At 29.6% G+C, this 12,005-nt stretch carries 8 protein-coding genes; 1 reads left to right on the plus strand and 7 read right to left on the minus strand.

Going from position 1 to position 12,005, the window contains the following annotated elements:
- Position 1: 1 nt before the first annotated feature.
- From dhaL to CJF60_RS02005, 7 genes are all read right to left on the minus strand, one after another.
- Entirely contained in the window at positions 2-601 is a 600-nt protein-coding gene (dhaL, locus tag CJF60_RS01975; protein ID WP_084232430.1) for a dihydroxyacetone kinase subunit DhaL, read from the minus strand.
- A complete protein-coding gene (dhaK, locus tag CJF60_RS01980) occupies positions 595-1,575 on the minus strand; it encodes a dihydroxyacetone kinase subunit DhaK (RefSeq protein WP_084232431.1) in 981 nt (326 codons plus the stop codon). Before dhaK ends, dhaL begins: the two co-directional genes overlap by 7 nt.
- A 540-nt stretch (positions 1,576-2,115) precedes the next feature.
- Positions 2,116-3,234: a glucose-1-phosphate adenylyltransferase subunit GlgD gene (gene glgD / locus CJF60_RS01985; RefSeq protein ID WP_084232432.1), complete on the minus strand. Its 1,119-nt coding sequence runs from the start codon at positions 3,232-3,234 to the stop codon at positions 2,116-2,118.
- On the minus strand, positions 3,234-4,358 hold the full coding sequence (locus CJF60_RS01990; RefSeq protein WP_084232433.1) for a glucose-1-phosphate adenylyltransferase: 1,125 nt from the start codon (positions 4,356-4,358) through the stop codon (positions 3,234-3,236). The genes glgD and CJF60_RS01990 overlap by 1 nt, the downstream gene beginning before the upstream one ends.
- 9 nt (positions 4,359-4,367) lie before the next feature.
- Complete coding sequence (gene pulA / locus CJF60_RS01995) at positions 4,368-6,542, minus strand: type I pullulanase (protein WP_084232434.1); 2,175 nt, start codon at positions 6,540-6,542, stop codon at positions 4,368-4,370.
- Between the two features lie 18 nt (positions 6,543-6,560).
- Entirely contained in the window at positions 6,561-8,567 is a 2,007-nt protein-coding gene (gene glgB, locus CJF60_RS02000; protein ID WP_180737977.1) for a 1,4-alpha-glucan branching protein GlgB, read from the minus strand.
- Positions 8,455-9,939, minus strand: coding sequence for a glycogen synthase (locus tag CJF60_RS02005; protein WP_084232436.1), 1,485 nt, complete (start codon positions 9,937-9,939; stop codon positions 8,455-8,457). Before CJF60_RS02005 ends, glgB begins: the two co-directional genes overlap by 113 nt.
- A 292-nt stretch (positions 9,940-10,231) precedes the next feature.
- On the opposite strand from CJF60_RS02005, the gene CJF60_RS02010 reads away from it, so the two are divergent.
- Entirely contained in the window at positions 10,232-11,782 is a 1,551-nt protein-coding gene (locus tag CJF60_RS02010; protein WP_159444205.1) for a phospho-sugar mutase, read from the plus strand.
- Positions 11,783-12,005 lie beyond the last annotated feature (223 nt).

A 12,005-nucleotide genomic window follows, 5' to 3' on the forward strand; every position in this document is an offset into this window, starting at 1 on the left:
TTTAAATTTCCTTAATAAATTCTTTCAAAATTATTGAACTGGATAATGAACCTGGGTCAATGACACCGATTGAACGCTCTTTTAAATAAGAAGCACGACCTTTTAAAGCTTGTCGAACTTTTGTAGCCATTACATATTCATCAATTTGTTTAATTAAATCCATTTTGTTTTTGTTATGTTGATATTCCTTATTTAAAGGCATTCAAACATCTAACATAGTTTTATCTAGATAATTAGCTTGTCCATAAGTTTGTAAAGAAGCAACTGCTGAAGTTAAAAATCTTTGAAATAAATCTTCATTTAAAACTGTTTGATCTTTAAAAATCGTTGCAGCTCTGACAAATACCATACCATATAAAGGACCTGAAGCGCCACCAATTTTAGCCATTAATGATTTGCCTACGAAAGTAAAAATTTCACTTAAATCTTTTTCTTTATAGTTATCAATTTCACTCAAGACATAACTAAAACCTCTGTCCATATTGGTGCCATGGTCGCTATCACCAATTAGTCTATCTAATTCAGTTAATTCATCTTTTCTTAAACTGATTTCTCTTGCAATAGCTTTAAAAATTTCTACTAATTTATGGTTATCTATCATTGGCTTGCTTCACTTTTCTCTAATAATAATTCTTTAATTTCTGAATCCATTTTTAATAATGAAATAGAAATTCCTGGCATTTCTAAAGCAGTCATAAAGTTACCTACTTTTGCATATGTAACTTTAATGTTTTTGCTTTCTAGATACTTTTTAGCATCATTTAAAGCAATATATTGTTCCATCAGTGGTGTACCACCTAACCCATTTAATAAAATAGCAACTTCACCTTTAGTATAATCATCTTCAACTAAAATATGATCTAATAATTTTCAAACTAGAAATTCAGATGATTGCATTTTTTCTTTTTTAACTCCAGGTTCACCGTGAATTCCTAAACCTAATTCAATTTCATCATCTTCTAAAGTAAATGATGCTTTACCAACTGAAGGAACGATTGCCTGACCAATTGATAGGCCCATGCTTTTAACGTTATTAATGACTTTCTCAGCAACTCTTTTAACCTCTAAAAGACTCATACCTTTTTCAGCTGCTGCACCTGCAATTTTATGAACAAAAATAGTTCCTGCAATCCCTCTTCTACCTGCTGTATAGGTTGAATTTTCAACTGCTACATCATCATTTACAACTACTGTTTCGACATTGTAACCCATTTCACTAGCCATATCTTTAGCGATAGTAAAATTTAAAACATCACCTGTATAGTTTTTAATTATTAATAAAGTACCTTTATTACTTTTAGTTAATTCAATTGCTTCATTAACCATGATTGATGTTGGTGAAGTGAAAACTTCTCCACAAACTGCTGCATCAAGCATCCCTTTTGCAACATAACCAGCATGCGCAGGTTCGTGACCTGAACCTCCACCTGAAATTAAGGTAACTTTATCTTTATTTAAATTCTTTTTATAAACAACTTGATTTTCGTAATCAACTTTTAAATTAGGATTTGCAAAGGCAATTCCTTCGAGCATTTCTCGAACAATGTTCTCGCTCTTATTTATTAATTTTTTCATAACTCCTCCCAGAAGCAAATTTAATATATCTAAATGATAATATTAAAAAATAAGATATAGAATTTTTCTTCATTAATTCTTCAAAATATGAAAATTTTCATATTTTTTTCAATTTTATTTCGCCTGAACAACGATTTTTTAGAAATTTGAGACAATTCTGAAAAAAACTGCTTTATTTTCATTTTCAGATTGACTTTTACTCCATCTTTTGAAGTTTTTTTGAAAAACTTTTTAAAAGTATTTTTTTGAATAAATCTGCTTAAAATATGTTTGTTTTTATAGGTTAATTAGTAAATAGTTTTCATATTTTTTTATTCAATTAACCAACTTAATAATTAAGTAATTTCTACCTTTTAAAGACCTTATTTTAGACACTTAAAAAAAGTTAAAAAAGTCGTAACTTGCATGTAAAAACACACTAAAAAAACAGAGTTATCCCTAGATTTTAGAGTGTCCAAATTTACTTTTATCACTTCATTCAAAATAGGCAAAATAAAAAACCTTTCTTCCAAATAGCTCGGAAAAAAGGCTTTTTTAGAACTAAATTTTAGAATTTTTCATTATTACTAATGGTGATTTTTTATCTGCAATTAATGTCTTCTCAGCAGATATAATTGCGTTCTCATCAATAATAATATTTTTAAGTTTAACGTTATCTCCAATGATGACATTACTTAAAATAATTGAGTCTTCAACCTCAGCATTTTTACCGATTTCAACTCCTCTAAAAAGAATTGAATTTTTAACTTTTCCCTTAATTTTGCAACCACTTGCTAATAAGGAATTTGAAACGCTAGCACTTTGGCTATAATATGATGAAGTTTGGTCTAACTCACGAGTGTAAAGTGGAAATTTTGCGAAAGTTTCCACTGCAATATTTTGATCATTCATTAGTTTTAATTGGTTTTCAAAATATTCTTCAGCACTATTTAAAAATCCTACTCATGTATCGATTTCATAAGCAATAATTTTTAATTCTTCAACTTTTGATTTTAAGAAAGTTTCGAACTTGCTATTAATATTTAATTCAACAGCTTCATTGATTAAGGATAAATACATTTTTTTAGACATCATAAAAATTCCTAAATCAATTTTTATTTCTTCTTTACTTCCTGTATTAATTCCAAAATTAACAACTTTTTCAGTTCGAGCGTTGAACTTTAAAATTTCCATGTTTAAGTAGCGATCGTGATTTGCCTCACGGCGAAATGCTCAAACAATATCTGCTCCAGATGTTTTTAGTTTTTCATACATTTCAACATAATCAATGCGATTAATTGTATTAGTATTTGTTATCAAAACAACATCACGGTCGATACTTTTAACAAATGAAACAGTTTTATATAAAGCACCTAAATTGTTACCCGTACCAATTTGTTCCTTGGTTGAAAATAAGTAGTGAATTCCATTACTTCTGCGATTTAAGTTTCATGGACTACCTGTACCAATGTAGTTGAAAATATGGCGATTAGGTTTATCTACTAATAAAAATACTGGGTAAATACCTGCATAAATTAAGTTAGAAAAAGCAAAATCAACTAAGTTATAACGTGCTAAAACAGGCATGATTGGTTTAGCATGTGATACACCTAAACCACGAATACGACTTGCATTTTCGTTAGCATCAACGATTGCAATTACATTCTTATGTAGTGACATTATTTACCCTCTCCTGCATAAACAAAAACTTCGTTTTCATCATCTGCTTTAATTACTTTATTTTCAGGAACTTCAACATTTTCCATAACTACTGATTTAGTTATTTTAGAATTTGCTCCTACTTTAGATAGACCCATAACCACTGAATCTTTAACAACTGCACCTTTTTCAATGGTTACACCTGGAAAAATCATGGAATTTTCCACATGTCCATAAATCACTGATCCATTAGCAATAAATGACTTTTTAATAGTTGCACTATCACCAATATATTGAGGTGGTAAACTATTTCCTTTTGTGTAAATTACTCATTTACGATCTGATAAATCTAGTTCACTTTGATAGTTGATTAAGTCAAGATTTGCTTCTCAATAACTAGCAACAGTACCAACATCACGTCAATAGCCAACAAATGGATAGGCAAAAATGCTTTTACCTGCTTTTAGCATGTAAGGTAAAACATTGTGTCCAAAATCATGAACATTGATTTTGTTTTCAGTACAGTAGTTCATTACATCTCTTAAAACTTTCCAACTAAAAACATAGATTCCCATTGAAGCTAAATTTGATTTAGGTTTTGCTGGTTTTTCTTCAAATTCAACGATTTTGCGCTCGCTATCAACATTTAAAATACCAAAACGGCTAGCATCTTCTCAAGGCACTTCCATCGCAGCAATTGTGACATCTGCTTCATGATTTTTATGATAATCAATTAATAAAGAATAGTCCATTTTGTAAATATGATCTCCTGAAAGGATTAATAAATATTCAGGATCATATTCTTCAATATATTCAAAATTTTCATAAACAGCATGTGCTGTTCCTTCATATCAATTACCTGTTTTACCTTTAACTTGTGGTGATAAAATCGTAATTCCTGCGTTTAAACGGTCTAAATCTCAAGCCATTCCCACACCAATATGCCTAGTTAAGGCAAGTGGTTTGTATTGTGTTAAAATTCCGACTGTTTCAATTCCACTATTTGTACAGTTACTTAGAGCAAAATCGATAATGCGATAACGACCTCCAAAAGGTACTGCTGGTTTAGCTATATGTTCGGTTAACTTACCAAGTCTTGAACCTTGTCCCCCTGCTAAAATTAAAGCGACTGTTTCTTTTTTCATATCTTTTCCTTATCTTTTTACGGGTTTATGTAACACGTAAAAACCAAATGGTCTAATAGTAATTTTTTCATCATCCATTTCAGGATATTGATGATAGTTATTAGTCAAGACATGCATTTTACCATTTGTAAAAAAGTAGTCTTGATTGTAACTGGTGTTGTTGATTAAAACTAGAAAATTATCTACTTCATTTTCTAAAATATAGACAGTAAGCCCACTTTTTGAGCGTTCTACTTTTATATATTTTTGAATATCTGCCTTTGTATTTAATCTGAATAGAGAGTAGGTTTTTCTAATTGAAATCAGTCTTTTGATGAAGTTTAAATCCCAATAATGCTCACTAATTTTGTTTCAATCAAAACGGTTATAACTGATTGATTTATTATAAGTATTATCTTCACCAAACTTAGTTCTGAATAATTCTTGACCTGAATGAATCACAGGAATTCCTTGTGATAAAATCACAATTGCTAATCCCATTAAGGCAATTTTTTGCAACGTATCATCATTATAAGTTGGTAATTGCTCTTGAATAAAATCATAAAAAGTTTGATTATCATGAACTTCAATATAGTTAACACTTTGTCAGGGTTCATCAAAAATTGAGTGAAAGCCGTTAATTCCTAGTGATGCCATGATGGCGTTTGAAGCTTTATTAAAAACTAAAAAGTTTCCACTAGCATACCCTGTATCGTTTTTATCTCAATGACTACCACGAATTGTATTTCTAAAATAATCATTGAAAAAGCCGATTTTTGGGAGCATTTGGTGATGTTGCATATGAGCCATTGGTAATAATGAAGCAGTTGGCATGTTTCAACCTTCACCATAAATAATAAAATTAGGATTAATTTTATGCGCCATTTTAGTAATAGCGTTCATGGTTTCAACATCAATTAAACCCATTAAATCAAATCTAAATCCATCTAATTTAAATTCAGTGATTCAATAGCGACACATATCAACTATGTATTTTCTCACCATCAATCTTTCGCTAGCAACATCGTTACCAACTCCTGATGCGTTGGAAAAAAATCCGTGTTGATCAAAGCGAAAATAATAACCAGGAATAATTTTTTGTCATGAAAAATTAGAAGTTTGATAAACGTGGTTAAAAACCACATCCATGACTACTGCAATGTTTTTTTCATGCAATTTTGAAATCATTTTTTTGAGTTCAAAAATACGGCTATAAGGGTTATTAGGATAAAGAGCGTACGAGCCTTCAGGCACGTTAAACTGCACTGGATCATAACCTCAGTTATATTCATTTGCCTTTGGATAAGTCATCTCATTTATAGTTTGAAAATCATAAATGGGAAGTAATTGTACGTGCGTAATGCCTAGTTCAATTAAATAATCTAAACCGATTTTATTGCCTTGTTGATCCTTTAAATTTTCTTCAGTTAAACCTAAAAATTTACCTCGATTGCCAAAAAAACCACTATCAGTAAAATCCCTGACATTTAATTCATAAATAATAGCATCTGTATAGTTTTTAATAGGTTTTTTAACCTTAGGAAATTCCATTGCTGAATCAGTTTTTGACTTATCAATGACACAAGAAAATTCACTATTTGCATTTGAAGCAAAAGCGTAAGGATCAACTGTTAAGGTTTCTTCATCATTAGAAAAAACTGCATAACGATAATGAATTAATTCACAATCGCCATCAAGTGTTACACTGTAAGTGCCGTTATTACGGTCTTCCATTAAGACTCTTTGTAATTCTTCCTTAGTATCAGGGTTATAAATTACTAAACTAACAGAAATAGCTAAAGGTGCATATAAAACAAATTTAGTTTCTTCTTTACTATAGTGATAACCTAGATCATTACCTGAATAATAAATAAAACGGTCAAAATCTGGTTGAAAAACAATCGAACCTGCTTTGATCGGAATATGATTATTTTCTTTATCAATAATATAATGGCGGCTACGCACATTATATAAGCGCCTTGGCACTTTTAACTTAACATAGTCTCTACCTTCATAAGATTCAATATTTAAAATATAGGCTTGATAAGTGGTATGTTCTTGCTCAATAAAAATATTGAAAGCATCACCCTTATGATAAAAATTCTTAGGGGCGCTTAATGTGACTAAATCTCACCTATCATAGTAGGCTTGCAAATTTTCACGGTAGTTGTTTTGAAAAAACTGAGGTATTAAACTTGTTGGCATGTTAGTGAACTTTCTGAATTACTTCTTAATTTTTTTTAAAAAAATTGCTGCAAAAGGTGCAATTTTTAAAGATAACCTTCAACTATTTTCATAGTCTTGGAAAGGATCGAGAATGCCATTTTCAGCACTTAGGCTGTTAATTGCACCACTACCTCCATATTTTAAATTGTCACTATTTAAAATTTCGCTGTATCTAATGTTTAAAGGTGTTTTACTATTTAGATTTAACTTAAAACTATAATTTTCATAGTAGTTATCAGAGAAATTTAAAACAACTAGCATTTCATCGTTTTTTGTTTTTCCATAGCGTTTGAAAACAAAAATATTATCAAGTTCATTTACTAAAACTCATTCAAAAGCATCTTTATCAAAATCTTTGACATATAAAGAAGGTTGCTGTTTATATGTATGGATTAAATCCTTGACAAAATCTCAATGTTGATAATGCAATTGATTTTCTAAAAGATGTCAATCTAAACTGACTCTTTCATTTCATTCTTTGAACTGAGCAATATCAATTCCCATGAATAAAAGTTTTTTACCTGGATGAGCAAACATATAAGAAATCATTAACTTTGATTGTCTCATTTTTTGGTCATAAAAACCAGGGCTTTTATTCATTAATGAGCGTTTTAGGTGAACTACTTCATCATGTGAAAAAGCAAGTAAAAACTTTTCATTGAAGTTATAAACCATTGAAAAAGTTATGTCATTGAAAGCATTAAAACTGTGTTTTCTTTCAATGAATTCTTTCTTCATAAAACGAAATAAATCGTTTGAAAAACCTAGATCTCATTTTAAATCAAAACCTAATCCACCATCTGCAATTGCTTTTGTAACATCAGGAAATGCTGATGAATCTTCGGCAATAATTAAGATATCTGGATGTAGTTTTTTGATGTTTGAAATAGTGCTTTTGATAAATTCCACTCCATCAGGATTAACACCTGCTTTGGAATTTCCTTGATAATAAATTATGTAAGAAACTGCATCAAAACGAAAGCCATCAATATGAAATTCTTCAATTCAATAGTTTAGAGCAGAAAGTAAAAAACTTTTTACTTCATTTTTTCCTAGATCAAAATTAGCTGTTCCCCATAAATAATTTTCTCTGTCAAATTCAATTTCTGATGAGAAAGTTGAATGAGTTCCATCGAATTTATATAACCCGTGATCATCTTTATTGTAGTGAACTGGAACAAAATCCATGATTACTTTGATGCCATTTTTATGAGCATAATCAATTAAATATTTTAACTCATCAGGATTTCCATAACGACTTGTAGCCCCGAAATAACCAGTAACTTGGTATCCTCAAGAACCAATAAAAGGGTGCTCAGCTAATGGTAAAAATTCAATATGAGTATAACCCATATCTAAAACGTAGTCAATTAATAAGTGAGCTAAGTCTTTATAATTTAAAAACTGATTGTCTAAAGTTTTTTTTCATGAACCTAAATGGACTTCATAAATTGCCATTGGTTCTGAACGAAAATCCCGTGTTTTCCGTGCTTTTAGGAATTCTTTATCATGCCATTTATATCTTTTGCGATCATAAATTATGCTATTAAAAAACGGTGCCTGTTGGTTATAAAAACCAAAAGGGTCTGTTTTATATTTTGAAAAGTTATTTCAATCAATAACTTCGAATTTGTAAAAATCTCCATAAGTTAAACCATGGATAATTGTTTCTCAAATTCCGTGTTCTTTTTTAACTGTAGCAAAAACATGTGTTTCAATTCCCTTAAAAATTAAAACATTAACGTGTTTTGCATTAGGTGCATAGACTCTAAAAATAAATCCTGAACCTGTCTCATCAGAAATAGGATGAACACCAAGTTCATCGTAAAGGCTTGAATGCCACCCTTCAGTAAATTTTAAAATATCAACTTTTTTTAAGTTTGTTTTCTTACTATTTTGCGACATGTTGTTTATAAAGCTCCAAATATTGTTCGGCAATGACATCTCAACTGAATCTCGATCTAATTCCTGCATTGACGATTTCAGTTCAACGTTTTTTATCATTTTGGAATACATTTTCGGCTTTTTTAACAACGGCAACTAGTTCTTCAACTGAGAATTTTTCAAAGTTAAATCCAGTTGCATTTGGTTTTTCAATATCAATAACTGTATCAGCTAAACCACCTGTTTTTCTAACGATTGGTACTGATCCATATTTCAATGAAATTAATTGTGTTAGACCACAAGGCTCAAAATATGATGGCACTAAAAAGGCATCAGAACCTGCATAAATTTGGTGAGCAAATTCCTCACTAAAATCATTAATAAATGTACAGTTTTTGTTTTGGTTATGACAAGTTCTTGCTAGATTATTTTCATAAACTTTGTCACCTGTACCTAAAATTACAAATTGAATATCAGGGTTTTCGTTTTGTAAAATTGGTAATGCTAAATCAAAAATATCAAATCCTTTTTGATTTGCTAATCTTGATACAATTCCAACTACGAATTTAGAGTCACTAACTTCTAAATTAGATTTTTCTTGTAAGAATTTTTTATTAACTTTTTTAGCTCTTTCTCAAGTGTTTTCATCATAGTTTTCTTTTAAAAATTCATCGGCACTAGGGCTATAGATTTCTGTATCAAGACCATTTAAGATACCTGATAACTTGCTAGAATGTTCTCTTAATAATCCATCAAGTCCCATTCCAAATTCGCCACCTTGAATTTCTAACATATAAGTTGGACTAACTGTTGTGACTCTGTCTGAATAGACAATTCCAGTTTTCATAAATGAAAACACTCCATCACTAACAGTTTTTTCAATTACGTTTTTATTTTTTTCTCAACCAAAAGCAGACAACACATGCTCAGCACCGAATTGTCCTTGGTATTGTAAATTGTGAATTGTAAAAATTACCTTGATTTTACTTAACTCAGAATTTCCTGACATTTTAAGTAGTAAAGCAATTAAACCTGTATGTCAATCGTTTAAATGTAAGATCTCAGGTTTTTCATCTTCGATTTCTAAGAAACGGATGATTGCCTTTGAAAAAAACATAAAGTCGAAAGCATTAGTGTAATTACTATAGATGCTTAATAGTTTGTTGTCAGGGTTTTCATTTTTGGCGATAAAGAAATAATCGATATTTCCATATCTAAGTTGTTTAACAATAACTTGGTAATTTTTAGAACCAAGTTGCATACTTCATTGTAAGTAGTCTACCATTTGTGAAGTATACTTTTCAGGTATCGTGTAAAAGAAGGGTAAGATCACTCTTGCCTTTACTCCGATTTTACTTAAAGCACGAGGGAAGGCGTAACTAACATCTCCTAATCCACCTGTTTTGATAAATGGATAACTCTCGGCTGAAACATATCAAATCTTCATTTTGACCTCTTTTTCTCTCTCTTTTAAAGTAATAATTGTCTCCATTAAATAATAACCTAATGTTTAACTTATCACCTACTTTTATTTTACATTTTTATAATTTTTTAACCTGCAAAAATATCAAATTTTCTGTCTTTGCAGATAAATGTGAAAAATTTTTCATTTTGGCCAAATTTATTAAAAATATTAGCAATTTCTAAAAGAATAAAATAACTAATTTAGTAAAATTAATATGTACATTTTTAAATTTACTGAATTATTGACATTTTCAAAATGTTAAATAATGCATAAAAAACAAGAAATTCTATTATTTAAACATAGAAAAGAAGGAGTTTTAATGAAATTAGAATTTGGTACAGCCGGAATGCGTGGCGTAATTGGTGATCACGAATCTCAATTAAATGTCAAACATGTACAACGAGTAATCGAAGGTTTTGCAAAAAGCCTTCTAAAAAAATACGGCAAAAGAAAAAAAATTGCAATTGTCATTGGCCGTGACAATCGTAATCAAAGCAAGCAATTTGCTGAAGCTGCTGCTGCAGTTTTAAACTACTATAAAATTAATGTTTACTATGGAAGAGAAATCACTCCTACACCATTAGTTTCATATCTAGTTAAACATAAAAAAGCCCAAGGAGCAGTTAATATTACCGCTTCACATAACACAAAAGAATACAACGGAATCAAACTTTATAATGAATTTGGCTACCAAATTCTACCTTATGAAGTTGATGAAATTGTGGAACAATTTGAAGACTACAACCTATATCCTAAAAAACACTTTAAGTTTGATAAAAGTAATAAATTATTTTTATATGCTGAAGATGATCTTGAAAAAGATCTTACTTTAATTGACAAATATAAAAATGATTTAGTTAAATTAGCAAGTAAAAACGCTGATTTTTCAAATCTTAAAGTAGCCTTTTCACCATTACATGGAACTGGTGCTAAATACGCAAAACACATTTTTAAAAAACTAAAAGTTAATGCTGTTTATGATGAAGAAGTAATGAAAGAAGATAAAGAATTTACTTATGTTGCTAATCCTAATCCTGAATCAAAATCAGCCTATGAAAGACTGATTAAAATTGCTAAAGAAAATGATGCAGATATCTTAATGGTAACAGATCCTGATTCAGATCGAGTTGGTTTAGGTGTAAAAGATAAAGATGGTGAATACCAACTTTTAACTGGTAACGAAACAGCCATTTTAATTTTTGATTACTTAATCAAAAATAGAAAAACAGAAAATAAATATTTAATTCATTCATTTGTTTCAACAACTTTACCTGCAACAATTGCTAAGGAAAATAATGTTGCTGTTTATGAAACAGCAACAGGATTTAAGTGAATCGGTGAGTTAATTAAACGTTTAAAAGAAAACGATAAAAACGCTAAATTACTATTTGGTTTTGAAGAATCTTATGGGTCACTTTTAGATGAAAATATGGCAGCTGATAAAGATGCATTGCAATCACTTGTAATTCTTTCACAAATTGCAAGTGAATCAAAAACTAAGGGTCGAACACTACTTGATGATCTTGAAGATATCTATAAAAAATATGGATATGTAGTTTCAAAAAGTTTTACAATCGATTTAGATCCAAGTAATCCACATCAGTTAAATGACATCAAACATAAATTTAGAAACTTACATTTACATAATAGTAAGTTAATTGATTTTTCTAATGGCAATAAAGAAGTTGCTCCAAGCGACATGTTGAAATTAGAATTTATGAATAATGGTTTATATGACTGAATGGCTCTTAGACCTAGTGGAACTGAACCAAAAATTAAGTTTTATATCTTTGCTACTGAAAGACAAAAAGATTGAGCAAACGATCGTTTTGGCTGAATGATGGCTGAGATAGAAAAAACATTTAAGTAATTTTTACCTGCATTAAAATGCAGGTTTTTTAAACTAAAAAATGTTCTGAAAACACGCTTTTACCGATGTTTTAGTACATATTTTAATTTTTTGTTTAACTGCTTTTTGCTTTTAAAAAATACCAAAAGAATTATTTTGTTAGTTGAAAAAAATAATTTTATTAGATTCCATTTTTATATTAAATCTCACAAGATTAAATATTTAATTAAATTCATAAACTGCA

The organism is Mycoplasmopsis agassizii (genome assembly GCF_002272945.1).
Lineage (GTDB): Bacteria > Bacillota_I > Bacilli_A > Mycoplasmatales > Metamycoplasmataceae > Mycoplasmopsis_B > Mycoplasmopsis_B agassizii.